This window comes from Achromobacter xylosoxidans, from assembly GCF_002192695.1.
GTDB lineage: Bacteria > Pseudomonadota > Gammaproteobacteria > Burkholderiales > Burkholderiaceae_B > Achromobacter > Achromobacter xylosoxidans_C.
In genome coordinates, this window is the sequence record NZ_MTLG01000082.1 from 67,641 (window position 1) to 90,803 (window position 23,163).

Consider the following 23,163-nt stretch of genomic DNA (forward strand, 5'->3'; position numbering starts at 1 on the left):
TCCGGGCCTTCCATACCGCCTTTGGCGGAAATGGGCGGGCCCGGCTGAATGCTATTTCTGGATGGCGGCGGCCACCTGGCCGCGCGTGATCCGGCCAAGCAACAGCAAGGCGCCGGCCGGCGCCAGCGCGAACGCGGCGAACAGCCATTGCGCGGCATGCTGCGCGCCCGCGACGCCGCCCGGATCCGCCAGGCCCGCGCTGTTGGTGATGACGCCGGCCAGCGCCGCGGTCAACGCCGTCGCGTACAGCTGCACCGTGGTGATGGACGAGGAGGTCAAGGTTTCCTCCCCGGCAGGCGCCGCGGTGAAAATGCGCGTCAGCAGGTGCGGCCAGCTCAGTCCGATGCCGAAACCCACGCCGGCCAGCGCCAGCACATAGGCCGCCAGGCCGGGGTAGGACTGCAGCTGCGTGGCCCGCGGAGTCATGTAGGTCAGGGCGGCCAGCGCAGCCAGGATCACCACCGGGCTGAGGCGCACCAGGACATTGGCGGCCGGGCCGCTGCGGGTGGCGCTGGGCATGGCCGCCAGGGTCCAGCCCGCCGCCATCGCCGCGGTCATATAGCCGGCCGCCAGGGGCGTCATGCCATGGATGACCTGCAGGAAATACGGCACGAAGATTTCGGTGGTGATGGCGGCCACCACCAGGCACATCACCGCGTACAGCGCGCCCAGCGGCGTGGCGATCGAGTAGGCGCCGGTGGGCAGCAGCCGCTTCGCGGCGCGCTGGTCCACCGCCGCGATCAGCGCGGCGATGGCCAGGCCGGCGGCAATGCCCGCCAGGTTCCAGCGCAGGTCCGTCGACAGGCTGGCCAGCGTGATGGCGAGCACGCTGGCCACCAGCAGGCCCAGCGTGGTCACGGGCAGCGGGCTCGGCCGCGAGGGCGGAACCGATTCCTTGCCGCCGACCTTGAGGGCCACGATCGCCGCCAGGGCGGCAGCCACGGGCAGCAAGGCCCAGAAAGCCAGCCGCCAGTGCCCGGTCTGGGCGAAGACGCCGCCGATGGCCGGGCCGCACAGGGTGGCGACGCCCCACATGCCCGACACCAGGGCCATCGCGCGCGACCAGAGCGGGGCCTCGAACACCAGGCGGATCAGGGCATAGCTGAGCGCAAACAGGATGCCGCCGCCCAGGCCCTGGACACTGCGTCCGGCCAGCAGCACCGGCATGCTGGGCGCCAGCGCGCACACCACCGATCCGACGGTGAACACCGCGACTGCCAGCAGGTAGGCCGCGCGCGGCCCCAGCGTTTCGATCAGCCTGGCCGACAGCGCCGACCCGATGATGGAGGTCACGACGAACAGCGTGGTGTTCCAGGCGTAGTACTCCAGCCCGCCGATGTCCTTGATGACGCTGGGCAGGATGGTGGTGACGATGTAGACGTTGATGGCGTGCAACGCCACGCCGCCCGCCAGCGCGATGGAGCGCAGGGCATTGGTCCCATGCAGCAGATCTGCCCAGGACGCGCTTGAAACATGGGTTGTGCCGGTGCTCACGCGGTCTTCCGCCTTCGGGAGAAATTATTTAAACAAGATTTATATTGGATAATACGCATGCCGCCGCGCAACCGCAAACGCCGCGTGCGAGCGCCGCAGGGCAGTCAGCGTCTGCGTAATCCGCGCAGCAACAGGTCCAGCGCCTGCAAAGCCTGCGCCAGGCGCGGTTCGCTCTCGGGATCCTGAGCGATCCAGAAGGCGCTTTCGACCAGGCTGCCATTGATCAGCCGCGCCAGCGCCTGCGGCGCCGCAGGCTCGATGACCTCCCGCTCCATCATGGTCTGCAACAGCGCCGCGAGCGAAGCAATGCAGTGTTGCTGCGAGCCGTCCGCCGCCGCGCCGAGCACGGCTCGCGCGTCCTGCAGCACGATGCGCCGGATCTCGGGTTCGGCCGCCATCTCCAGATAGGCGCGACAGCGCCCGCGCAGGGCGGCCCAGGCATCGGGCGCCTGCGCGGCGATGGCGGCCAGGCGCTGGTCCATTTCGCCGTCGATCTGTTCGACCACTGCGGCGAGCAGGCCTTTCTTGTCGCCGAAGTGGTGGTACAAAGCGCCCCGGGTCAACCCCGCCGCCGCCGTGAAATCGTCCATGGACGTGGCTGCATAGCCCGCTTCGCGGAAGGCTTGCCGGGCCGTGGCCAGCAGTTTCGCGCGGGTGGCTTCTATCATCTCGGCGCGGGAACGCGTCATGCTCCTCTCCAAAAACATACGGTGCGTATGTAAATTGACATACGCATCGTATGTGAATACGATGCCGCTGTCCACAGCAATCAAAGGCTTCCGGTGTCGAATCCGTATCGCGAGTTGTTCCAGGCGCCCGGCGCGCTGGGTTTTGTCCTGGCCGGCGCCATCGCCCGCCTGCCTTTGCCCATGATCGGCATAGGCATCATCACCATGCTGTCCGAGGTGCGTGGTTCGTACGCGCTGGCGGGCGCCGTCGCGGCCACGTTTGCGCTGGCCACGGCCTTGCTGGCGCCGCGGATTTCCCGCCTGGTGGACCGCCATGGCCAGGGCAGGGTGCTGCCCGTGGCCGCGGGCCTGTGCGTCGCGGGACTGGTTGGCCTGGCGGCCTGCGTCCAATGGAATGCGCCCGAGTGGACCTTGTTCCTCTTCGCCGCGCTGGCGGGCGCCTTGCCCAGCATGCCCGCGATGATACGCGCGCGCTGGACCGAGATATTCAGGGACCAGCCGCAGTTGCGCACCGCCTACGCGCTGGAGTCCGTCGCCGACGAGCTGAGCTTCATCGTTGGCCCGCCGCTGGCCGTCGGGCTGAGCGCGCTGTTCTTTCCCCAGGCCGGTCCGTTGTTCGCAGCGCTGCTGCTCGCGGTGGGCGTTACCGCCTTCGTGCTGCAGCGGGCCACGGCGCCCGCCGTGCGGTTCACGCAGGAAGGGCGCCAGGCATCGGTGTTGCGCATGCCGCCGATGCGCTCCCTGCTGGCGATGATGGCCGCCATGGGTGTCATCGTCGGCACCATAGACGTCCTGAGCGTGGCCTTCGCCCGTCAGCAGGGCATGCCGGCCGGAGCCAGCCTGGTGCTGTCCGCTTATGCCCTGGGCTCGTGCGTGGCCGGCCTGGTGTTCGGCGTGCTGAAGTTCCAGATGCCGTTGGCCCGCCTTTTGGTGGTTGCGGCGGCGGTTACCGCGTTCACCACGGTCCCGCTGCTGCTGGTGAACGATCTGCTCACCCTGGTGCTGGGCGTGCTGCTGGCCGGCCTGTCGTTCGCCCCGACCATGATCATTGCGATGGCGCTGGTGGAAAGCAGCGTGCCGGGGCATCGACTGACGGAAGGCCTGACCTGGCTGGTGACCGGCCTGGGCGCGGGCGTGGCCGCGGGCGCGGCGCTGGCAGGCTGGGTGGTGGACCACTATGGCGTGGGCGCGGGATTCTGGACGGCGGTGGGCGCGGGCGCGATCGTGTTGCTGGCCGCCGTGCCGGTGGGACGCAGTCCCGCGGCCAGGCAGGCCGGGGCCTGACGCGGCAGGTCTATAGAATGGCGGCTTCGGCGCCCGCTCGGGCGCGCCGCCAGGAGAAGCGCATGTCCAGAACCGTCGTCAATCCCGATAGCGTGCCCAACACCGTGCAATACGGATTCAGCCAGGCCGTCATCGTCACCGGGCAGCGCCGCATGCTGCTGTCCGGCCAGGTCGGCGTCGACGCCAACGAGCGTACGGTGGGACCGGGCCTGCAGGAGCAGACCGAGGCCACGCTGGACAATATCGAGCGCGTGCTCGCCGCGGCCGGCGCGACCTTGGCGCAGGTCATCATGCTGCGCATCTACATCTGCGAGACGGCCAGGGAAGACCAGGAAGTGATCGCGCAGGCGCTGCGCGACCGCTTCAAGAAGGATCCTCCGCCCTCATCCTGGATCATCGTCAGCGGCCTCTCGTTGCCGGAATGGCTGATCGAGATCGAGGCGGAGGCGATGCTGGACTAGCCGCGCCAGGGCGTCGCGGCAAAGGCGGCGCGCAGATGGGCCAGGAAGCCCGCCGTGCGCGCGGGCAGCTCCTGGCGCGATTTGACCAGGGCCACCACGTCGGCCGACGGCAGGCTCCAGCCGGGCAGCAGCGGCACCAGCGCGCGCGCCTGCAGATGCGCCGCCACGTCCCACTCCGAGCGCACCATGATGCCGTGTCCGGCCAGCGCCCATTCCACGGCGGTTTCCCCAGCATTGCTCGATAGCACCGGCGCCACGCGTACCCCCACGGCCGGCCCGCGCCCATGCTTGAAGCGCCACAAGGTCACGTCTTCATCGTTCTCGCGCAGCGCAATGCAGTCGTGCGCGCGCAGGTCCTCGGGCTTGGCGGGGGCGCCGTGGCGCGCCAGGTAGGCGGGCGACGCGCACAGGATCCGGCGGTTCGGCGCCAGGGGGTAGGCGACCAGCGTCGAATCGCGCAGCTCGCCGATATGCACCATCACATCCCAGTCGTCGGAAGCCAGCCGCGGCGGCCCGTCGGACAGCGTCAGGCTGGCGGTGACGTCCGCGCTCTGGCGGCGGAACTCCGCGACCAGGCCCGCGATGTAGCGCTGCCCGAATCCCAGCGGGGCGACCACGCGCAGATGGCCTGCCACCACGCCCCGGCGTCCCGCCAGTTCGTCGGCCAGCTCGCCCAGTTCACCGCAGATCTGTTCCGCCCGCAACGCCAGCAACCTGCCTTCGTCGGTCAGCGCGGTGCCGCGCCCCGAACGGTTGACCAGCCTGACCCCCAGCCGCTTTTCCAGCGTATTCAGCCTCTGGGTGACGGCGGGCGGGGTTACGTCCAGCGCGCGCGCCGCTTCGGCCAACGAGCGGGTGGCAGCCAGGCTAAGGAAAAAACGCAGGTCTTCGGTCGTAATCATGCAGGCATGGATTAATGGATGATTAAGTCCAGATTAAACACGCGGAACCGCCGCCGCGCCATACTTCAGCCATTCCGATACGCCATGCCGAGAGCGCCATGAACCAGAACGCCACGCCTTCCTCCCTCGATACCCTCGATACGCCATGCCTGCTGCTGGACGAGACGCGCATGATGCGCAACATCGGGCGCCTGAGCGCGCTGATGGCCGGGCATGGGGTGCAACTGCGCCCGCACCTGAAGACGCCCAAATCCATCGACGTCGCGCGCCGGCTCATGTCCTCGCCGCAGGGGCCGGCCGCCGTGTCCACGCTGCAGGAGGCCGAGCAGTTCGCGGCCGCCGGCGTCACCGACCTGCTGTACGCCGTGGGCGTGTCGCCGGCCAAGCTGGACCGCGTGCTGGCGCTGCGCCGGCGCGGCGTGGATCTCACCGTGGTGGTGGACAGCCTGGAGGCGGCGCGCGCCGTCGCCCAGCGGGGGCGGGAGGCGGGCGACGCCATCCCTGCGCTGATCGAGATCGACTGCGACGGCCACCGCGCCGGGGTGCAGCCGGGCAACACGGCGCAACTGCTGGCGATCGCGCGGGCACTGCACGAGGACGGCGCGTGCCTGCGCGGCGTCATGACGCACGCCGGCGAGTCCTACGGCTGCGATAGCGTCGACGCCATTGCCGACATGGCCGAGCAGGAGCGCCTGGCGGCCGTCACCTGCGCCGAGGCGATCCGCCAGGCGGGCCTGCCATGTCCGGTGGTCAGCGTGGGCTCCACGCCCACCGCGCATTTCGCCCGCAATCTCGACGGCGTGACCGAAGTCCGCGCTGGGGTGTACGTCTTCTTCGATCTGGTGATGGCCGGGCTGGGCGTGTGCGCGGTGGACGATATCGCCGCCAGCGTGCTGACGACCGTGATTGGCCATCAGCCCGACAAGGGCTGGATCCTGGTCGACGCCGGTTGGATGGCCATGTCGCGCGACCGGGGTACCGCCAAACAGCGGGTGGACCAGCTCTACGGCCTGGTGTGCGACGCCAGCGGCACGGTCTATCCCGATCTGCTGCTCGCCGAGACCAATCAGGAGCAGGGCATCATCAAGGTCCGCCCCGGCAGCGGCGCGGTCTTGCCTGATCTGCCCCTGGGCGCCAAGCTGCGCATCGTGCCCAACCACGCCTGCGCCACCTGCGCCCAGCACGACGCCTATGAGGTCGTGCGCCCGGACTCGTCCGAAGTGGTGGCGCATTGGGAACGCTTTCGCGGCTGGTAGCCGCCGTTTACAAGGAGGCATGCATGGAACTCATCCATACGCATCAGGCCACGCCGCCCGCCGGCCACTATTCGCAGGCGGTGCGCGCCAACGGTTTCATATTCATCTCTGGGCAACTGGGGTTCCTGCCGCCCGCGGCGCCGGGCGAGCGGCCGGCGCTGGCCGAGGGCGCCGCTGCGCAGACCCGGGAGGCGCTGCGCAGCGTCCGCGCCATCCTCGAAGCGGCCGGCGCCTCGCTGGCCGCGGTCGCCAGCGTGACCGTGTACATCCCGGACGTGGCGCTCTGGGACGAGGTCAACCGGGTCTATGAGCAGTGCTTCGGCGACCATCGGCCGGCGCGTGCCATCGTGCCCACCCGAGAGCTGCACTACGGCGCCCTGGTCGAGATCAGCGTGGTTGCCGTCGCCTAGCCTGAGAGCGGACGCGTCCAGGCGGACGCCTATAATGCGTGCGCCTCAATACCTTCGGGGGAGACCGTCCGCATGCAGTACGAATACCTGTTCTGGTCCATGGCCGCAATGGTGGCGGCGGCGCTGGTTGGCGGCTCGCTATGCGGCCGCCTGGGCTCTGTCAAGCACGTGCTGCTGGGGGTTGCCGCGCTGGCCGCGGCGGTGGGCGTGGCGGTGTTCCTGCTGTCCCGCCATGGCGGCTTCAGCGAGTTGTCGGCGATGCTGTCGATCGCCGCCTTCATGTTCAGCCTGGTGATCGGCGCCGCCGCATCGCTGCTGACGCGGCGCATCCTGCTGCGCCGCTGAGCGCCGGGCGCCTCGCGCCTTACTCTTCCGCGTCGAAATCCTCGTCGTCTTCGTCGTCTTCATCCTGTTCCAGGGCGTCATAGCCCTTCCAGGTGATGCGCCAGCGCGTCGCGCCCGCCGTCGCCGCGGTTTCGCTGATCTGCTTGACCAGGCCCGCGTCTTCCAGCAGGTCCAGGTGATGCGCGATCAGTTGCAGGCCTTGCTCTTCGGGATGCGGCGCCAGGGCCACGTTCTTGATGTCGTGCGTGCTCAGGTTGGGGCCCGGCGCGTCGCGCAGGGCGCCCAGGATAGTGACGACCAGATCGAAATCGCGTTGCATGATGTCCACCATTCATTGGGGGTAAAAGACAGGCCGACGATAGCAGAGATCGATGGCGGCGATGCGACAGAGGCCGCAGCCGGGTTACAGTCCAGGGTTCTCGACTACCGATACATGCAGATCCCATGAAGAAACCCGCAGAGCGCGATTGCCTCGCGCTGATCCCCGGCTACACGGGCCAGGCCGCCAAGCTCTTTCTGACGCGCAGCGAAGACGGCCGCATCGAAGGCGTGACCGTCTTCGACCTGCTCGGCCACGTCAAGCTGCAGGGCGACGCCGACGCGGCGGCGGCGTGGGTCGGCGACTGGCTTGCCCAGGAGTCCGACAACCGCAAGGCCCGCCGCACGCAGTTGCTGGCGCAGATGTTCGTCTGCAAGCTGGCTGGCGACGAGAAGGTCGCCTTCCTGGCCGCCCAGAAACCCTTGGCCCGTGCACTGGCCGATGCCGGGGTGCGCAGCCGCCTGGTGGCGGCCACTTCTGGCGCCGCGCGGCAGTCACTTGGTCCTACAGTCAAGAAGCATTAGCCCAAGGCTGTTATAGTCGCGCCTGGGCGTGCGAGTGCACCTGCGAGGTGCGTGCCCAGGCGGGCAATGCCCGCGAATCAAGGAAGAGTGATCATGGAAATAGTAAGTCGGCAGGTTGCCGACGTAGCGGGCGGCGTCGAGCTGCACACCACGCTGGATGGCGAGAGCATCAGCGTCTACGTCCTGGAAGGCGTGACGGATCTCAATGCGATCGCAGACATCGTGCCGCGTGAAAAAGTCGAAGCAGGGGCCGACATACACGCCTCTAGTGTCGACAATGTTGATAATGCGCAAGAACAGATCGACCAAGTCCTGGAGAATATGAATCCCGGCGACGTGGCGGTTTTCCTTTGCTCGGGTCCCGATGCTTTCGGCGCGGCGCTCGACCTGCTGGGTTTACCTATCGACGAGTAAGCCTGGCGGCAAACCAAAGTGCTAGCCCGAACGGCGTATGAAGAAATCCTCGTACGCGGGCAGGCGGCATTTATATAAGCCTAGATTGTTTTTTTATGATGCGTGGGTGTAAACACCTATGCAGGACTTCTTATTGCCTATGAAAATGTGTGGAATCCGCGTGCAGTTTCTCTTTGTTGCATTATTGGCACGCATTTTTTAGGATTATGTTGACTTGTGAGGGGAACCTAACGATAGTGTCGGCACACGATCACAAGCGTTGCGATTTTCGTTCAGTGCCGTGCCTTTTCCGGCTCAGCGTTATTGTTCTACTGTCCCCTCCTTGATTGATTCGTGACCTCCGGGCATTTGCCCATTATCTCTAGGAAATACAGTATGGAAACCGGCGTCGTTAAGTGGTTCAACTCGGAAAAGGGCTATGGCTTCATCACTCCGGAAGCGGGTGGTAAGGATCTGTTCGCTCACTTCTCCGAAATCCAGGGCTCGGGCTTCAAGTCTCTGGAAGAGAACCAGCGCGTCAGCTTTGTGACGGCCAATGGCCCCAAGGGCCCGCAAGCCACGAAGATCCAGGTCCTGTAAGGGTCTGAGTTTTCGGTAGAAGCCCCCTTGCGGGGCTTTTTTGTTTTCTGTGGCAGCCGTTCCTAAACATGGAAAGTATCGCGCCGCCAGTAATGTCAGGGTAATCCCTAGAATACAAATTTCCTGGTATCGCAGTCGTACCCGATTCATTCTTCTGGTGTATGACGCTAATCCAGGTGCGCGTCTCTGTTATTGTCGGCCTTGCTCCAGACTTCAGGATATGCGCGCTCATGACGACTTCTTCCGCCATGCGGATTGTTCCGCAGCCCCACGAGGTGGTGGCGTTCTGGCTCGATGCCGGCCCCCAGCAATGGTTCAGCAAGAACGACGAATTCGACGCGGCCTTCCGTGCCCGTTTCGAGGCCGCGCATATGGCCGCCGCCGGCCGCCAGCTCGATGCGTGGCTGGACGACGCCAATGGCGCCTTGGCGCTGATGGTCCTGCTGGACCAGTTCCCGCGCAATGCCTATCGGGGCACCGCGCACATGTTTGCCACCGATCCCCTGGCCCAGTACTGCGCCGATCGCGCCATTGCGGCCGGCCACGATCTGGCGGTGGATCCGCAACTGCGCCAGTTCTTCTACCTGCCTTTCGAACACGCGGAAAACCTCGCGGCCCAGAACCGCGCCGTTGCCCTGATGGAGCCGGTGGACGCCGATTCGCTGCGCTGGGCGGTTCTGCATCGCGACATCATCAAGCGCTTTGGACGCTTTCCCCATCGCAACGCCGCGTTGGGCCGGCAGACGACGCAGGCCGAGCAGGAGTTTCTCGATGCCGGCGGCTTCGCCGGATAACGCTTGCGCGGGGCGCGTTCGGAGGCGCCGCAGCGGCAGGTATCCGCATGTGTCCACGCGTGCCAAGTTGAAAATATCGGACCCTTTGCGCGGCTTCAAGCCTTGCCTGGCCTGGCTTTCCCGCGGTTTCCGGATGCTGTGGGATTTGCGGATGTTTGACGTTTTTCGGGGTTCGCCAATACACTGGGTTCAGCGAGATTTTCAAGCGACGCGGTCTGCGTTTCACTTGTCGCCGTCAGTGGTACTGCGGTTGCTTCCTCTCCCATCCTTGATGATCTGGCGCCCCGCGAGCAATCGCTTTTTCTAGGTTCAAGGACACTCCATGGCAACCGGCATCGTTAAGTGGTTCAACGCCGAAAAGGGTTATGGCTTCATCATGCCCGATGATGGCAGCAAGGATCTTTTCGCTCACTACTCGGAAATCCGCAGCGAAGGCTACAAGTCGCTGCAGGAGAACCAGCGCGTCACCTTCGAGGTCGGCACCGGCCCCAAGGGTCCCAGCGCCAAGAACATCAAGGTAGCGGCCTGACCTTCGCAGGGCAGCGCCCCGGGCCGGCCCGGCGTTCCGCCCAGAAAAAAGCCCTCGCACGCAATGTGCGGGGGCTTTTTTTGTTCCTGCCGGGGGCAGGGCGGCCCGCAAGGCGGGCGCGCCTGGATGAGGCAGGCCGCGTCAGTGCTTCGCGTGGTTGGCGGGCGGCGTGGCCAGCTTGTCGACCAGCGCGATACCCAGCGCGGACAGGATGAACAGCGCATGGATGATGGTCTGCCACATCACGCCGGCCTCGGAGAAGCGCGCGTTGGGCGTGCCCAGCGTGCCGGCTTCAATGAAGGTACGCAGCAGGTGGATCGACGAGATGCCGATGATGGCCATTGCCAGCTTGACCTTGAGCACGCTGGCGTTCACGTGGCTGAGCCATTCCGGCTGGTCCGGGTGGCCTTGCAGCCGCAGGCGCGACACAAAGGTTTCGTAGCCGCCCACGATCACCATGACCAGCAGGTTCGAGATCATCACCACGTCGATCAAGCCCAGCACCAGCAGCATGATCTCCATTTCGCCGAAGCTGTTGGCGTGCGTCAGCAGATGCCACAGCTCCTTCAGGAACAACATGACGTAGACGCCTTGCGCGACGATGAGACCCAGGTACAGGGGCAGTTGCAGCCAGCGCGAGCTGAAGATCAGGCTGGGCAGCAGGCCCAGGCGGGGAGGGGTGTTGGAGATCATCTGGGTGCGAGCCCTATTTGTGTGTGCGAAAAATGGCGGGCGCAATTCTATCAACGCCGCGTTGCCGCAGATATCAGTTTTTTGTGCGCTTCCCGGCTTGGGGGAATTCCCCGCTAGCACGATTGCGCCAGGCTTGTTGGGGTTTTATGTAAGGAAAACTGGCATTTGCGAAACTGTGTGGCGAAACGCTTGGTGCGCATTGGTCGTATATAGAATTGCGGCCTCGTTCGCATAGAGCCAGTAAAGAGGAGTTTGTTCCCATGAAGATCCGCTACACCGTCGCTGCCCTGGGCGTTGCGCTCGCCCCTTTTTCCGCCTCCCAGGCTTTGGACATCGGCGGCCTGGTCGGCGCCGGCAGCAAGGTGGTTCAGGCTGCCACGCTGAGCGATGCCGAAATCAAGACCCTGTCGGACAAGGCCTGCGCGCAGAGCGACTCCCAGGAGAAGATCGCCGCTCCCGGCAGCAAGTACGACGCCCGCCTGCAGAAGATCGCCAAGCAGCTGGGCGGCACGGTCAATGGCCAGAAGGCCAGCTACAAGGTCTACGTCACCAAGGACGTCAACGCCTGGGCCATGGCCAACGGCTGCATCCGCGTCTACAGCGGCCTGATGGACATGATGACCGACGATGAAGTGCTGGGCGTGGTGGGCCACGAAATCGGCCACGTTGCGCTGGGCCACAGCAAGAAGGCGATGCAGACCGCCTACACGGTTTCCGCCGCGCGCGATGCCGCCAATGCCGCAGGCGGCGCCACCGTGGCCGCGCTCAGCTCGTCGCAGCTGGGCGACCTGACCGAGAAGTTCATCAACGCGCAGTTCTCGCAGTCGCAGGAAAGCGCCGCCGACGATTATTCGTTCGACCAGTTGCAGGCCAAGGGCCTGAACACCCGCGGCCTGGTGACCGCGTTCCAGAAACTGGCCGAGCTGGACGGCGGCAAGAGCGACATGATGAGCTCGCACCCGTCCTCGGCCAAGCGCGCGCAGCACATCGAAGAGCGCATCGCCAAGGCCAAGTAAGGCGTCCGCAAAGGCGTATATTTCTCCCGTCCCGGGTGGAAAACGGGGCGCGAGTATCCGGACTTATCCGGGTGCTCGCGCCCCTTTGCGTCAGGGGACCGGAAGTTTCCGGTAAAATGCCCCGTTTATCCGCCCGTCATCTCTTTATCTCTCGGAAAATAGGTCTTTTAATGCAGCCTGTGGTTGAAACCCTCTCCGGCCTGGAGCGCCGTGTTGATCTGGCCGTCTCGGTGGCCGACGTCGAAAAGGAAGTCCAGGCGCAATTGAAGCGCGTGGCCCGGACCGCCAAGGTCCCCGGCTTCCGTCCGGGCAAGGCGCCGCTCGCCATGCTCGAGCGCAGCCATGGTCCCAGCATTCGCTACGACGTGATCAATAGCCAAGTTGGCCGTGCCTTTGAACAAGCTGTCGATGGCGCCAAGCTGCGCGTCGCCGGCGCCCCGAACCTCGAGCCCAAGACTGAAGGCGTTACCGACGACACGCTGGCGTTCACCGCCACGTTCGAGGTCTACCCCGAAGTCGCCGTGCCGGACCTGTCGGCCCTGGCGGTTACCCGCTACGAAACGGCCGTCACCGACGCCGAAGTGCAGCAGACCCTGGACGTCCTGCGCAAGCAGCGCGCCACGTTCGAAGCCCGTGAAGGCCGCGCCTCGCAAGACGGCGACCGCGTCACGCTGGACTTCGCCGGCACCATCGACGGCGTGCCGTTCGAAGGCGGCAAGGCCGAAGACTTCCCGTTCGTGCTCGGCCAAGGCCGCATGCTGCCGGAATTCGAAGAAGCCGCCCGCGGCCTGAAGGCCGGCGAAAGCAAGGTCTTCCCGCTCAAGTTCCCCGATGACTACCAAGGCAAGGAAGTCGCCGGCAAGACCGCCGAGTTCACCATCACCGTCAAGGAAGTGGCTGAAGGCGTGCTGCCCGAGCTGAACGGCGAATTCGCCAAGTCCCTCGGCCAGGCCGAAGGCGACGTCGAAAAGCTCAAGGCCGACATCCGCAGCAACATCGAGCGCGAAGTCAAGGTCCGCTCGGCTGGCCGCACCAAGTCCAGCGTCATGGACGCCCTGGTCGAAGCCGGCAAGTTCGACGTGCCGAAGGCCCTGGTCGACAACGACGTGCAAGGCCGTGTCGCCGCTGCCCGCGAAGAATTGAAGCAGCGCGGCATCCCCAACGCTGAATCCGTGCCGATCCCGGCCGAAGCCTTCGCCACCGAGTCCGAGCGCCGCGTGCGCCTGGGCCTGCTGGTGTCGGAACTGGTCAAGCAAGCCCAGCTGCAAGCCAAGCCCGAGCAAGTCCGTGCGCGTATCGAAGAGTTCGCCGAGAACTACGAACAACCCGCACAGGTTGTCAGCTATTACCTGGCTGACCGCCAGCGTCGTGCTGAAATCGAGGCTATCGTGCTGGAAGACAATGTCGTCGCGCACGTGCTGGAAAAAGCCAAGGTCACCGAAGAAAAGGTGGCTTTCGATCAGTTGATGGGGATGGCGTAACACTATGCAGAGATTCACCGATTTCTATGCGGCAATGAATGGCGGGTCTTCGGTGACCCCCACCGGCCTGGGCTACATTCCCATGGTGATCGAGCAGTCGGGGCGCGGCGAACGCGCCTACGACATCTATTCGCGTCTGCTCCGCGAGCGGCTCATTTTCCTGGTGGGCCCAGTCAATGACGCAACGGCCAACCTGGTCGTGGCGCAGTTGCTGTTCCTGGAATCGGAGAATCCTGACAAGGACATTTCCCTGTACATCAACTCGCCTGGCGGGTCGGTGTATGCGGGAATGGCCATTTTTGACACCATGCAATTCGTCAAGCCGGACGTGTCCACCCTATGCACCGGCCTGGCGGCCAGCATGGGCGCGTTCCTGCTGGCGGCAGGCAAGAAGGGCAAGCGCTTCACGCTGCCCAACTCGCGCATCATGATCCACCAGCCCTCGGGCGGCGCCCAAGGGCAGGCCTCGGACATCCAGATCCAGGCTCGCGAGATCCTGGACCTGCGTGAACGCCTGAACCGCATCCTGGCCACCAACACCGGCCAGACCATGGAACGCATCGAACTGGACACGGAACGTGACAACTTCATGTCCGCCGAAGATGCGGTATCGTATGGACTGGTGGACAAGGTGATGAGCTCCCGCTCGGAAGGCTGACTTCCAGGTTGATCTGAACCCGCTGCCATCATGTTTGAGTAAGCGCATGCGCTAGGCTTTGTTCCAGCCTGGCGCATCTTTACCTGAGATACGAAAGAAATATGCCTGAAAAAAAGGGATCGGCAGACGCAAAAGTGCTGCATTGCTCGTTTTGCAATAAAAGCCAGCATGAAGTCCGCAAGCTGATCGCGGGTCCGTCGGTATTCATCTGCGATGAATGCATAGATCTGTGCAACGACATCATCCGCGAGGAGGCGCAAGCCACCGCGCGCGCGGCGATTCGTTCCGAACTGCCCACTCCGGCTGAAATCAAGACTTTCCTCGACCAGTATGTCATTGGGCAGAACTCGCCCAAGCGCATGCTGGCCGTGGCCGTCTACAACCATTACAAGCGCATCCGCCACGGCGAGATCAAGGGCGACGAAGTCGAGCTCTCCAAGAGCAACATCATGCTGATCGGCCCCACCGGGTCGGGCAAGACGCTGCTGGCCCAGACGCTGGCGCGCATGCTGAACGTGCCCTTCGTCATGGCCGATGCCACCACGCTGACCGAAGCCGGTTACGTGGGCGAAGACGTCGAGAACATCATTCAGAAGTTGCTGCAGAACTGCAACTACGAGGTGGAAAAGGCGCAGCGCGCCATCATCTACATCGATGAAATCGACAAGATTTCCCGCAAGTCCGACAACCCGTCCATCACCCGCGACGTGTCGGGCGAGGGCGTGCAGCAGGCCTTGCTGAAACTGATCGAAGGCACGGTCGCTTCGGTGCCCCCGCAGGGCGGCCGCAAGCACCCGAACCAGGACTTCGTCCAAGTCGACACGACCAACATCCTGTTCATCGTGGGCGGCGCCTTCGACGGGCTGGAAAAGGTCATCCGCGACCGCACCGAGAAATCGGGCATCGGCTTTTCGGCCTCGGTGCGCGCCAAATCGGAACGCGGCGTGGGCGAGCTGTTCTCGGAAGTCGAGCCCGAAGACCTGATCAAGTTCGGCCTGATCCCCGAACTGGTCGGCCGTCTGCCGGTGGTCGCCACCCTGGACGAGCTGGACGAAGCGGCCCTGGTGCAGATCCTCACCGAGCCCAAGAACGCCTTGCTCAAGCAGTTCCAGAAGCTGTTCGCCATGGAAGGCGCCGAGCTCGACGTGCGTCCCGCCGCCCTGAAGGCGATCGCCCGCAAGGCGCTGCGCCGCAAGACGGGCGCGCGCGGTCTGCGTTCCATCATCGAGCAGGCCCTGCTCGACACCATGTATGACCTGCCTTCCCAAGGCAACGTCAAGCGCGTGGTGCTGGACGAGGGCGCGATCGAAGGCGAGGGCAAGCCATTGCTCATCTACGCCGACGAAGACGCGGCTTCAGACAAGCCAGAGCGCGGGGAAGTCCGCGACGCCGCAGCCTGATATTTCAAAAAAGCCCGTTCCTGTAACGGGTTTTTTTGCCTAAGGCGCATTCCCGGGTACAAACACGCTTTTCCTGCTGGCGCGACGCTTGCATACTGAGAGTGCCGCCCGCGGTTTTTTTCAGCCGTTGGGGGATCCAGGCGCCGAGATCTTGAATTTTCGGCTATTGTTCCCATAACAGACGTAACCGACGTGGATTGTCCGGGTATACCCAGGCCTCCCGTCCCCGATACGCCGAGTCATACCGAGGAACCTCCTATGTCTGCCAGCCAGACCCTGCCTTCCGACCCGATCGACCTGCCCCTGCTCCCACTGCGCGACGTCGTGGTGTTTCCGCACATGGTCATCCCGCTGTTCGTCGGCCGTCCGCGCTCTATCCGCGCGCTCGAGGTTGCGATGGAAGCGGGCAAGAGCATCATGCTGGTGGCCCAGAAATCCGCCGGCAAGGATGATCCCACCCCTGAAGACGTCTACGAGATCGGCTGCGTAGCCGGGATCCTGCAGATGCTCAAGCTGCCCGACGGCACCGTCAAGGTGCTGGTCGAAGGCACCCAGCGTGCCCGCATCAACAGCATCGAGGACGCCGATTCGCACTTCACCTGCCAGGTGACCCCGATCGAACCGGACGCCATGCAAGGCTCCGAGACCGAAGCCCTGCGCCGCGCCATCGTGGCCCAGTTCGAGCAGTACGTAAAACTGAACAAGAAGATCCCCCCGGAGATCCTGACCTCGCTGGCTGGCATCGATGATGCCGGACGCCTGGCCGATACGATCGCCGCGCATCTTCCCCTGAAGCTCGAGCAGAAGCAGAAGATGCTCGAGATCGTCGGCACCTCCGAACGCCTCGAAGGCCTGCTCACGCAACTCGAAACCGAAATCGACATCCTCCAGGTCGAGAAGCGGATTCGTGGCCGCGTGAAGAAGCAGATGGAAAAGAGCCAGCGCGACTACTACCTGAATGAGCAGGTCAAGGCCATTCAGAAAGAGTTGGGCGAGGGCGAAGAGGGCGCGGACATCGAAGAGCTCGAAAAGAAGATCATCGCTGCCCACATGCCCAAAGAGGCGCGCAAGAAGGCCGATGCCGAGCTCAAGAAGCTCAAGCTCATGTCGCCCATGTCGGCCGAAGCCACCGTGGTGCGCAACTACATCGATACGCTCATCAACCTCCCCTGGAGAAAGAAGAGCAAGATCAACAATTCCATCAGCAACGCGGAAACGGTGCTGGACAACGACCACTACGGTCTGGAAAAGGTCAAGGAACGGATCCTGGAATATCTTGCCGTGCAACAGCGCGTGGACAAGGTGAAGGCGCCGATCCTGTGCCTGGTCGGCCCTCCTGGCGTGGGCAAGACCTCGCTCGGCCAATCCATCGCCAAGGCGACGAACCGCAAGTTCGTGCGCATGGCGCTGGGCGGCGTGCGCGACGAAGCCGAGATCCGCGGCCATCGCCGCACGTACATCGGCTCCATGCCCGGCAAGATCGTCCAGAACATGTCGAAGGTCGGCGTGCGCAATCCCTTGTTCCTGCTCGATGAAATCGACAAGCTGGGCATGGATTTCCGCGGCGATCCCTCGTCGGCGCTGCTCGAAGTGCTGGATCCGGAACAGAACCACACATTCCAGGACCACTACATCGAAGTCGACTTCGACCTGTCCGACGTCATGTTCGTGGCTACCAGCAACACGCTGAACATTCCGCCGGCGCTGCTGGACCGCATGGAAGTGATCCGCCTGTCGGGTTACACCGAGGAAGAGAAGATCCATATCGCCCGCGACCATCTGCTGCCCAAGCTGATGAAGAACAACGGCGTGAAGGATAGCGAACTCACGGTCGACGACAGCGCGCTGCGCGACATCGTGCGCTACTACACCCGCGAAGCCGGTGTGCGTGCGCTCGAACGCGAAGTGGGCAAGATCTGCCGCAAGGTCATCAAGCAATTGCTGACCCAGAGCGACCGCGCCAAGGCTGAAGGCAAGGCTGCCGAGGTCAAGCCGGTGAACGTCACGGGCGACAACCTGAGCGATTTCCTGGGCGTGCGCCGTTACGCCTTCGGCATGGCCGAAAAGGAAAACCAGATCGGTCAGGTGACGGGTCTGGCCTGGACGGAAGTTGGCGGCGACCTGCTGACGATCGAAGTCGCGGACATGCCCGGCAAGGGCGTCATCCAACGCACCGGTTCGCTGGGCGACGTGATGAAGGAATCGGTCGAGGCGGCCCGCACGGTGGTGCGTTCGCGCGCCCGCCGTCTGGGCTTTGCCGACAGCGTCTTCGAAAAGCACGACATGCACGTGCACGTGCCGGAAGGCGCGACGCCCAAGGACGGTCCGTCCGCGGGTATCGCGATCACCACGGCCATGGTGTCGGCCTTGTCGCGCATTCCGGTGCGCGCCGACGTCGCCATGACCGGCGAGATCACGCTGCGCGGCGAAGTCCTGCCCATCGGCGGCCTGAAGGAAAAGCTGCTTGCCGCTCACCGTGGCGGCATCAAGACCGTCTTGATCCCGGAAGAAAACGTCAAGGATTTGGCGGAGATTCCGGATAACGTCAAGAACCACCTTGAGATCGTGCCGGTGCGCTGGATCGACAAGGTCTTGGAACTGGCCCTGGAACGTCTGCCTGAGCCCCTGGCCGAGGAAGAAGCGGTCAAGGAACCCCTGGTGGCCAAGCCTGCCGAACCTGGTTCGACCGATCCGGTGCTCAAGCACTGACGGAACCGGGAGCGACGCCGCCGCTAGGAGGCGTTTCTCCAGGATCGGGCTTCCAGTAAAAAACCCCGCCAATTTCTTGGCGGGGTTTTTTTATGCTGCGGGCGGCAGGCCGGCGCCGCAGGCTTTCTAGTGCAATGCGTGCGTGCGGATCAGGCCCACCGCGATGCCTTCCAACGCGAAGTCCTGGCCAGCTTCGACCACGATGGGTTCGAAGTCGGGGTTTTCGGGCAGGAGTTCGATGTGGCCGTTCTGGCGCTGCAGCCGCTTGACCGTGACGTCGTCGCCCAGGCGCGCCACCACGATCTGGCCATTGCGGGCTTCCGAGGCTTTCTTGACGGCGAGCAGGTCGCCTTCCAGGATGCCGGCGTCGCGCATGCTCATGCCGCGTACCTTGAGCAGGTAGTCGGGCGTCTGGGCGAACAGGTTGGGATCGACGCCGACTTCGCGTTCCACGTGCTCGGCAGCCAGGATTGGGCTGCCAGCAGCCACGCGGCCGACCAGCGGCAGCAGCAACTGCGCCAGGCCCGGCATGGGCAGCGAGCTTTGCGTGGGGGCAGGAGAGTTGTCTTTCAGGCGGATGCCGCGGGAGGCTCCAGCCGTCAGTTCGATGGCGCCCTTGCGGGCAAGTGCCTTGAGGTGATCTTCCGCCGCATTGGGGGAACGGAAGCCCAGGGCCAGGGCAATCTCGGCGCGGGTCGGCGGAAAGCCGGTGCGCGCGACGGTTTGCCTGATGAGGTCCAGGATTTGTTGTTGGCGATCAGTGAGTTTGCTGGCCATGGCGATGATCCGGTGCTAGCGGACTGTACATATATACAGCGCCATTCTGGGGGACGCAGCGCAAAAAAGCAAGCCGGCGCGCACCAAAAGAAACAGCCGGCGCGCACCAAAAGAAACAACCGGCGCGCACCAAAAGAAACAGCCGGTGCGCACCAAAAGAAAAACGGGACCCGAAGGTCCCGTTCCTGGCGGCAGGCCCGGGTGGGCCTGTGCGCGGCAAGTGGTTTTACAGCACTGCCGCGATGCCCTTGGCGACCTTGTCGATGTTGCCGCTGTTCAGTGCGGCGACGCAGATGCGGCCGCTGGACACGGCGTAGACGCCATGCTCTTCGCGCAGGCGATCCACCTGCGCGGCGGTCAGGCCCGAGTACGAGAACATGCCGCGCTGCTGCAGCACGAAGCTGAAGTCCTGCTTGCCGCCGTGCTCCTTGATCTTGTCGACCAGTTGCTTGCGCATCAGGCGGATGCGGTCGCGCATGCCGGCGAGTTCTTCTTCCCACATGGCGAAGAGTTCGGGCGAGTTCAGGACCGTCGACACCACCGTGCCGCCGTGGGTGGGCGGGTTGGAGTAGTTGGTGCGGATCACGCGCTTCAGCTGGCTAAGCACGCGGGTGGCTTCGTCCTTGCTGCCGGCCACGACCGTCAGCGCGCCGACGCGTTCGCCGTACAGCGAGAACGACTTCGAGAACGAGGAGCTGATGAACATGGTCAGGTCCAGGTCGGCGAACATGCGCACGACCGAAGCGTCTTCGGTCAGGCCGTCGCCGAAGCCTTGGTAGGCGATGTCCAGGAACGGGACCAGGTTGTTTTCCTTGACCACGGCGGCGATCTGCTTCCACTGGTCGACGGTGGGGTCCACGCCGGTCGGGTTGTGGCAGCAGGCATGCAGCACGACGACGGTCTTGGCCGGCGCGGCCTTCAGGTCGGCCAGCATGGCGTCGAAGTTCAGGCCGCGGGTGGCGGCGTCGTAGTACGAGTAGGTGCCGACTTCAAAACCGGCGCGCTCGAACAGGGCGCGGTGGTTTTCCCAGCTGGGATCGCTGATCAGGACCTTGGAGGCCGGCAGCAGCTGGCGCAGGAAATCGGCGCCGATCTTCAGCGCGCCGGTGCCGCCCAGGGCCTGGGTGGTCAGTACGCGGCCGGCGGCGGCCAACGCGGAATCCTTGCCCAGCAGCAGGGCTTGCGCGCCGGAGTTGTAACCGGCGATGCCTTCGATCGGCAGGTAGCCGCGGGCGGCGGCGGCCTCGATGCGGGCGGCTTCAGCCTTGCGAACCGCGCCCAGCAGGGGAATGCGACCCTGATCGTCGTAGTACACGCCCACGCCCAGATTCACCTTACCGGGACGCGTATCAGCGTTGTATTGTTCGTTCAGGCCAAGAATGGGGTCGCGCGGGGCGAGTTCGACGGAATCGAAAAGGGTGCTCATGGGAGTCTGGTGAGGTGGGTGGACGCAGTACGGGCTGCTGTGGATAATGAGGGGTTTACCCTGGAAGAGTCTAGCATGCCTAAGAGCGCAATAGACCCGATTACGGCGGGGGCCGCAGCGAACCTGACGGCCGATCCCGCGGCGGCATCGGCCGTGGCGGATCCGTCCGCGCCAGGCCCCGGATTCATCGATTTCCCGGGCAGCCCGTTTCACCTGTACCAGCCCTATCCGCCGGCCGGCGATCAGCCTACCGCCATCGAGGGGCTGACGCAGGGGGTCGAGGACGGCCTGATGTTCCAGACTCTGCTGGGCGTGACGGGCTCCGGCAAGACCTACACCATGGCCAACGTCATCGCCCGCATGGGGCGGCCGGCGCTGGTGCTGGCCCCCAACAAGACGCTGGCTGCCCAGTTGTATGCCGAGATGCGGGAGTTCTTCCCGAAGAACGCCGTCGAGTACTTCGTTTCGTACTACGACTATTACCAGCCCGAGGCCTACGTCCCGACGCGCGACCTGTTCATCGAAAAGGATTCGTCCATCAATGAACACATCGAGCAGATGCGGCTGTCGGCGACCAAGAGCCTGCTGGAGCGCCGCGATACCATCATCGTGGGCACCGTGTCCTGCATCTACGGTATCGGCAATCCGGGCGACTACCACGCCATGGTGCTGATCCTGCGCGCCGGCGACCAGATCTCGCGCCGCGAGATCCTGGCCCGCCTGGTCGCCATGCAGTACACCCGCAACGACGCCGAATTTACCCGCGGCGTTTTCCGGGTGCGTGGCGAAACCATCGACATCTTCCCGGCGGAAAGCCCGGAACTGGCGCTGCGCCTGACGCTGTTCGACGACGAAATCGAAAGCCTGGAGCTGTTCGATCCGCTGACGGGCCGCATCCGTCAGAAGCTGCCGCGCTTCACCGTCTATCCCGGTTCGCACTACGTCACGCCGCGCGATACCGTGCTGCGCGCCATCGAGACCATCAAGGAAGAGCTGCGCGAGCGCGTCAAGCGCTTCGTCGATGATGGCCATCTGGTCGAGGCCCAGCGCTTGGAGCAGCGCACCCGCTTCGACCTGGAAATGCTGCAGGAGCTGGGCTTCTGCAAGGGCATCGAAAACTACTCCCGCCACCTGTCGGGCGCGGCGGCGGGCGAACCGCCGCCCACCCTCATTGATTACCTGCCGTCCGATGCGCTCATGTTCATCGACGAAAGCCATGTCACCATTGGTCAGCTGGGCGGCATGTACCGGGGTGACCGCGCGCGCAAGGAAACGCTGGTGCAGTACGGTTTTCGCCTGCCGTCGGCGCTGGACAACCGGCCGCTGAAACTCGAGGAATTCGAGGCCCGGATGCGCCAGTGCGTGTTCGTGTCGGCCACGCCGGCCGCCTACGAGAAAGAGCACACCGACAACGTCGTGGAGCAAGTGGTACGGCCTACCGGGCTGGTCGATCCGCTGGTCGAGGTTCTGCCGGCCCGGACCCAGGTCGATGACCTCCTCGGGCAGATCAAGGCGCGCGTGGCGCAAGCGGAGCGTGTGCTGGTCACCACGCTGACAAAGCGCATGGCGGAGGACTTGACGGACTTCCTGAGCGAGCACGGCGTCCGAGTGCGCTATCTGCATTCGGATATCGACACCGTCGAACGCGTGGAAATCATCCGCGACCTGCGCCTGGGTACTTTCGACGTGCTGGTGGGGATCAACCTGCTGCGCGAGGGCCTGGATATCCCTGAAGTTTCGCTGGTCGCGATTCTGGATGCCGACAAGGAAGGTTTCCTGCGCTCGGAACGCAGCCTGATTCAGACCATCGGACGCGCGGCGCGCAACCTAAACGGCCATGCCATCCTCTATGCGGACCGCATCACCGACTCAATGCAGCGCGCCATGGAGGAAACCGAGAGACGCCGCGCCAAGCAGCTGAAATTCAACGCCGACCACGGCATTACCGCCCGCGGTGTGCAGAAGGCTGTGCGCGAACTGATCGATGGTGTCGTGGCCCCCACCCAGCACGACGCGCTCGAAGCGGCGGTTCCGGCCGAGTTCCTGAAGGACGAAAAGGCCCTGGCCCGCGAGATCAAGCGTCTCGAGAAGCTGATGATGGACCACGCCCGGAACCTGGAGTTCGAGCAGGCCGCCGCGGCGCGCGACGCCCTGACCGCGCTGAAGCAGCGCGTGCTGCTGGACGGGGCGGTATAGGGCCGAATCACGTATCAAAACGTTTCATTTTGCTGACGGTACGCTGAATTCATCCAAAATCTGCTGCGTTGCAATCAAGCTGCCAAGATCCGCTCCAATATCCGGGTTCAGTGTTCACAAGCTGGATCCGGATTTATTTATAAGCCATTGATTTATTTGGATAAATATTGGGGTCGCATTTGCTGGATCATAATCGCGCAGACGCAAAAAAAGCTTGCCTTATCTCGGGTTTTCCCGCACACTTACTTCCATGATGACCAAGGTACTTTTCGTTTGCATGGGCAATATCTGTCGCTCGCCGAGCGCAGAGGGCGTGTTTCGCCATTTGGTGAACGACGCGGGTTTGGGCGATGTGGTTCGCATCGACTCCGCGGGCACGCACGCGTTTCACATCGGCGAGGCGCCTGATGCCCGGGCGCAGGCCGCAGCGCGCAAGCGCGGCTACGAGATCACGCACTGCGAAGCGCGTCAGGTTACCGCGGAAGATTTCCGCGATTTCGACCTGATCCTCGCCATGGACTGGGACAATCTGTCCGCCATGCAGCAGCAGTGCCCCAAGGCCTACCAGCACAAGCTGATGCTGCTGATGCGCTTTGCCAACGAGTTCGAAGAGGCCACCGTGCCCGATCCGTACTATGGCGGCGCCGACGGTTTCGGCAAGGTCCTGGACTACCTGGAAGACGCCTGTCAGGGTGTGCTTGAGCTGGTGCGCAAGCGCGCGACCCAGTACCAGGCGGCGTGATCCGCTTTTTCCGCAGGGCTGCCCGCCGGGCGGTTCTCGGAGGTGCTTGGCAGTGAAAAACCGCG

24 protein-coding genes are annotated in these 23,163 nt (G+C 64.4%); 17 read left to right on the top strand and 7 right to left on the bottom strand.

The window, feature by feature from the left end; translation table 11 throughout:
• Positions 1 to 51: 51 nt before the first annotated feature.
• On the bottom strand, positions 52 to 1,494 hold the full coding sequence (locus BRO63_RS18470) for an MFS transporter (RefSeq protein ID WP_088141173.1): 1,443 nt from the start codon (positions 1,492 to 1,494) through the stop codon (positions 52 to 54).
• A 104-nt stretch (positions 1,495 to 1,598) separates the two neighbouring features.
• Positions 1,599 to 2,183, bottom strand: a complete 585-nt coding sequence (locus BRO63_RS18475) for a TetR/AcrR family transcriptional regulator (RefSeq protein WP_088141174.1) — start codon at positions 2,181 to 2,183, stop codon at positions 1,599 to 1,601.
• 93 nt (positions 2,184 to 2,276) lie between these two features.
• Between BRO63_RS18475 and BRO63_RS18480 the strand changes: the two genes are divergently transcribed.
• Both BRO63_RS18480 and BRO63_RS18485 read left to right on the top strand, forming a co-directional pair.
• Positions 2,277 to 3,467 carry an MFS transporter gene (locus tag BRO63_RS18480; protein ID WP_088141175.1) on the top strand — a complete coding sequence of 397 codons (1,191 nt, stop codon included), beginning with the start codon at positions 2,277 to 2,279 and terminating at the stop codon, positions 3,465 to 3,467.
• 62 nt (positions 3,468 to 3,529) lie between these two features.
• Positions 3,530 to 3,928: a RidA family protein gene (locus tag BRO63_RS18485; RefSeq protein ID WP_088141176.1), complete on the top strand. Its 399-nt coding sequence runs from the start codon at positions 3,530 to 3,532 to the stop codon at positions 3,926 to 3,928.
• Here the strand turns inward: BRO63_RS18485 and BRO63_RS18490 are convergent.
• A complete protein-coding gene (locus BRO63_RS18490; RefSeq protein WP_088141177.1) occupies positions 3,925 to 4,830 on the bottom strand; it encodes a LysR family transcriptional regulator in 906 nt (301 codons plus the stop codon). The genes BRO63_RS18485 and BRO63_RS18490 overlap by 4 nt on opposite strands.
• 98 nt (positions 4,831 to 4,928) lie before the next feature.
• Here BRO63_RS18490 and BRO63_RS18495 point away from each other — a divergent pair, with 98 nt between their 5' ends.
• The 3 genes from BRO63_RS18495 to BRO63_RS18505 all read left to right on the top strand — a co-directional run bounded on the left by BRO63_RS18495 (position 4,929) and on the right by BRO63_RS18505 (position 6,841).
• Entirely contained in the window at positions 4,929 to 6,086 is a 1,158-nt protein-coding gene (locus tag BRO63_RS18495) for a DSD1 family PLP-dependent enzyme (RefSeq protein ID WP_088141178.1), read from the top strand.
• A gap of 23 nt (positions 6,087 to 6,109) precedes the next feature.
• Entirely contained in the window at positions 6,110 to 6,496 is a 387-nt protein-coding gene (locus BRO63_RS18500; protein WP_088141179.1) for a RidA family protein, read from the top strand.
• Between the two features lie 72 nt (positions 6,497 to 6,568).
• Positions 6,569 to 6,841 carry a hypothetical protein gene (locus BRO63_RS18505; RefSeq protein WP_013394612.1) on the top strand — a complete coding sequence of 91 codons (273 nt, stop codon included), beginning with the start codon at positions 6,569 to 6,571 and terminating at the stop codon, positions 6,839 to 6,841.
• Positions 6,842 to 6,860: 19 nt separating this feature from the next.
• Here BRO63_RS18505 and BRO63_RS18510 read toward each other — a convergent pair whose 3' ends face one another.
• Positions 6,861 to 7,160: a DUF2513 domain-containing protein gene (locus BRO63_RS18510; RefSeq protein WP_088141337.1), complete on the bottom strand. Its 300-nt coding sequence runs from the start codon at positions 7,158 to 7,160 to the stop codon at positions 6,861 to 6,863.
• 125 nt (positions 7,161 to 7,285) lie between these two features.
• On the opposite strand from BRO63_RS18510, the gene BRO63_RS18515 reads away from it, so the two are divergent.
• From BRO63_RS18515 to BRO63_RS18540, 5 genes are all read left to right on the top strand, one after another.
• On the top strand, positions 7,286 to 7,684 hold the full coding sequence (locus BRO63_RS18515; RefSeq protein WP_088141180.1) for a hypothetical protein: 399 nt from the start codon (positions 7,286 to 7,288) through the stop codon (positions 7,682 to 7,684).
• A 93-nt stretch (positions 7,685 to 7,777) separates the two neighbouring features.
• Complete coding sequence (locus tag BRO63_RS18520) at positions 7,778 to 8,098, top strand: hypothetical protein (RefSeq protein WP_059373572.1); 321 nt, start codon at positions 7,778 to 7,780, stop codon at positions 8,096 to 8,098.
• 375 nt (positions 8,099 to 8,473) lie between these two features.
• Positions 8,474 to 8,677 carry a cold-shock protein gene (locus BRO63_RS18525; protein ID WP_006220190.1) on the top strand — a complete coding sequence of 68 codons (204 nt, stop codon included), beginning with the start codon at positions 8,474 to 8,476 and terminating at the stop codon, positions 8,675 to 8,677.
• 230 nt (positions 8,678 to 8,907) lie between these two features.
• A complete protein-coding gene (locus BRO63_RS18530) occupies positions 8,908 to 9,471 on the top strand; it encodes a DUF924 family protein (protein WP_088141181.1) in 564 nt (187 codons plus the stop codon).
• Positions 9,472 to 9,793: 322 nt separating this feature from the next.
• A complete protein-coding gene (locus BRO63_RS18540) occupies positions 9,794 to 10,000 on the top strand; it encodes a cold-shock protein (RefSeq protein WP_006225311.1) in 207 nt (68 codons plus the stop codon).
• Positions 10,001 to 10,141: 141 nt separating this feature from the next.
• Here the strand turns inward: BRO63_RS18540 and BRO63_RS18545 are convergent, their stop codons facing one another.
• On the bottom strand, positions 10,142 to 10,693 hold the full coding sequence (locus tag BRO63_RS18545; RefSeq protein WP_088141182.1) for a TIGR00645 family protein: 552 nt from the start codon (positions 10,691 to 10,693) through the stop codon (positions 10,142 to 10,144).
• 260 nt (positions 10,694 to 10,953) lie between these two features.
• Between BRO63_RS18545 and BRO63_RS18550 the strand changes: the two genes are divergently transcribed.
• The 5 genes from BRO63_RS18550 to lon all read left to right on the top strand — a co-directional run bounded on the left by BRO63_RS18550 (position 10,954) and on the right by lon (position 17,957).
• Complete coding sequence (locus BRO63_RS18550) at positions 10,954 to 11,709, top strand: M48 family metalloprotease (protein WP_042794089.1); 756 nt, start codon at positions 10,954 to 10,956, stop codon at positions 11,707 to 11,709.
• Positions 11,710 to 11,879: 170 nt separating this feature from the next.
• The gene (tig, locus tag BRO63_RS18555) at positions 11,880 to 13,190 is read left to right on the top strand and encodes a trigger factor (protein WP_088141183.1); all 1,311 of its coding nucleotides are present in this window, start codon (positions 11,880 to 11,882) and stop codon (positions 13,188 to 13,190) included.
• A 4-nt stretch (positions 13,191 to 13,194) separates the two neighbouring features.
• The gene (gene clpP / locus BRO63_RS18560; protein WP_088141184.1) at positions 13,195 to 13,848 is read left to right on the top strand and encodes an ATP-dependent Clp endopeptidase proteolytic subunit ClpP; all 654 of its coding nucleotides are present in this window, start codon (positions 13,195 to 13,197) and stop codon (positions 13,846 to 13,848) included.
• A 101-nt stretch (positions 13,849 to 13,949) separates the two neighbouring features.
• A complete protein-coding gene (gene clpX, locus BRO63_RS18565) occupies positions 13,950 to 15,248 on the top strand; it encodes an ATP-dependent Clp protease ATP-binding subunit ClpX (RefSeq protein ID WP_088141185.1) in 1,299 nt (432 codons plus the stop codon).
• A gap of 258 nt (positions 15,249 to 15,506) precedes the next feature.
• The gene (lon, locus tag BRO63_RS18570; RefSeq protein ID WP_088141186.1) at positions 15,507 to 17,957 is read left to right on the top strand and encodes an endopeptidase La; all 2,451 of its coding nucleotides are present in this window, start codon (positions 15,507 to 15,509) and stop codon (positions 17,955 to 17,957) included.
• A gap of 126 nt (positions 17,958 to 18,083) precedes the next feature.
• On the opposite strand, the gene lexA is transcribed toward lon, so the two are convergent.
• Both lexA and BRO63_RS18580 read right to left on the bottom strand, forming a co-directional pair.
• Positions 18,084 to 18,734: a transcriptional repressor LexA gene (gene lexA, locus BRO63_RS18575; RefSeq protein WP_088141188.1), complete on the bottom strand. Its 651-nt coding sequence runs from the start codon at positions 18,732 to 18,734 to the stop codon at positions 18,084 to 18,086.
• A gap of 226 nt (positions 18,735 to 18,960) precedes the next feature.
• On the bottom strand, positions 18,961 to 20,160 hold the full coding sequence (locus BRO63_RS18580) for an amino acid aminotransferase (RefSeq protein ID WP_088141189.1): 1,200 nt from the start codon (positions 20,158 to 20,160) through the stop codon (positions 18,961 to 18,963).
• Positions 20,161 to 20,235: 75 nt separating this feature from the next.
• On the opposite strand from BRO63_RS18580, the gene uvrB reads away from it, so the two are divergent.
• Positions 20,236 to 22,356 (top strand): excinuclease ABC subunit UvrB, encoded by a 2,121-nt coding sequence (uvrB, locus tag BRO63_RS18585; RefSeq protein ID WP_256943349.1) that lies wholly within the window; start codon positions 20,236 to 20,238, stop codon positions 22,354 to 22,356.
• A gap of 250 nt (positions 22,357 to 22,606) precedes the next feature.
• Entirely contained in the window at positions 22,607 to 23,098 is a 492-nt protein-coding gene (locus BRO63_RS18590; RefSeq protein WP_006386176.1) for a low molecular weight protein-tyrosine-phosphatase, read from the top strand.
• Positions 23,099 to 23,163 lie beyond the last annotated feature (65 nt).

Coding starts and splice junctions, on each gene's coding strand:
- BRO63_RS18475 (WP_088141174.1), bottom strand. CDS start 2,183: ATGACGCGTTCCCGCGCCGAGATGATAGAAGCCACCCGCGCGAAACTG.
- BRO63_RS18485 (WP_088141176.1), top strand. CDS start 3,530: ATGTCCAGAACCGTCGTCAATCCCGATAGCGTGCCCAACACCGTGCAA.
- BRO63_RS18490 (WP_088141177.1), bottom strand. CDS start 4,830: ATGATTACGACCGAAGACCTGCGTTTTTTCCTTAGCCTGGCTGCCACC.
- BRO63_RS18495 (WP_088141178.1), top strand. CDS start 4,929: ATGAACCAGAACGCCACGCCTTCCTCCCTCGATACCCTCGATACGCCA.
- BRO63_RS18500 (WP_088141179.1), top strand. CDS start 6,110: ATGGAACTCATCCATACGCATCAGGCCACGCCGCCCGCCGGCCACTAT.
- BRO63_RS18505 (WP_013394612.1), top strand. CDS start 6,569: ATGCAGTACGAATACCTGTTCTGGTCCATGGCCGCAATGGTGGCGGCG.
- BRO63_RS18510 (WP_088141337.1), bottom strand. CDS start 7,160: ATGCAACGCGATTTCGATCTGGTCGTCACTATCCTGGGCGCCCTGCGC.
- BRO63_RS18515 (WP_088141180.1), top strand. CDS start 7,286: ATGAAGAAACCCGCAGAGCGCGATTGCCTCGCGCTGATCCCCGGCTAC.
- BRO63_RS18520 (WP_059373572.1), top strand. CDS start 7,778: ATGGAAATAGTAAGTCGGCAGGTTGCCGACGTAGCGGGCGGCGTCGAG.
- BRO63_RS18525 (WP_006220190.1), top strand. CDS start 8,474: ATGGAAACCGGCGTCGTTAAGTGGTTCAACTCGGAAAAGGGCTATGGC.
- BRO63_RS18530 (WP_088141181.1), top strand. CDS start 8,908: ATGACGACTTCTTCCGCCATGCGGATTGTTCCGCAGCCCCACGAGGTG.
- BRO63_RS18540 (WP_006225311.1), top strand. CDS start 9,794: ATGGCAACCGGCATCGTTAAGTGGTTCAACGCCGAAAAGGGTTATGGC.
- BRO63_RS18545 (WP_088141182.1), bottom strand. CDS start 10,693: ATGATCTCCAACACCCCTCCCCGCCTGGGCCTGCTGCCCAGCCTGATC.
- BRO63_RS18550 (WP_042794089.1), top strand. CDS start 10,954: ATGAAGATCCGCTACACCGTCGCTGCCCTGGGCGTTGCGCTCGCCCCT.
- tig (WP_088141183.1), top strand. CDS start 11,880: ATGCAGCCTGTGGTTGAAACCCTCTCCGGCCTGGAGCGCCGTGTTGAT.
- clpP (WP_088141184.1), top strand. CDS start 13,195: ATGCAGAGATTCACCGATTTCTATGCGGCAATGAATGGCGGGTCTTCG.
- clpX (WP_088141185.1), top strand. CDS start 13,950: ATGCCTGAAAAAAAGGGATCGGCAGACGCAAAAGTGCTGCATTGCTCG.
- lon (WP_088141186.1), top strand. CDS start 15,507: ATGTCTGCCAGCCAGACCCTGCCTTCCGACCCGATCGACCTGCCCCTG.
- lexA (WP_088141188.1), bottom strand. CDS start 18,734: ATGGCCAGCAAACTCACTGATCGCCAACAACAAATCCTGGACCTCATC.
- BRO63_RS18580 (WP_088141189.1), bottom strand. CDS start 20,160: ATGAGCACCCTTTTCGATTCCGTCGAACTCGCCCCGCGCGACCCCATT.
- uvrB (WP_256943349.1), top strand. CDS start 20,236: ATGCCTAAGAGCGCAATAGACCCGATTACGGCGGGGGCCGCAGCGAAC.
- BRO63_RS18590 (WP_006386176.1), top strand. CDS start 22,607: ATGATGACCAAGGTACTTTTCGTTTGCATGGGCAATATCTGTCGCTCG.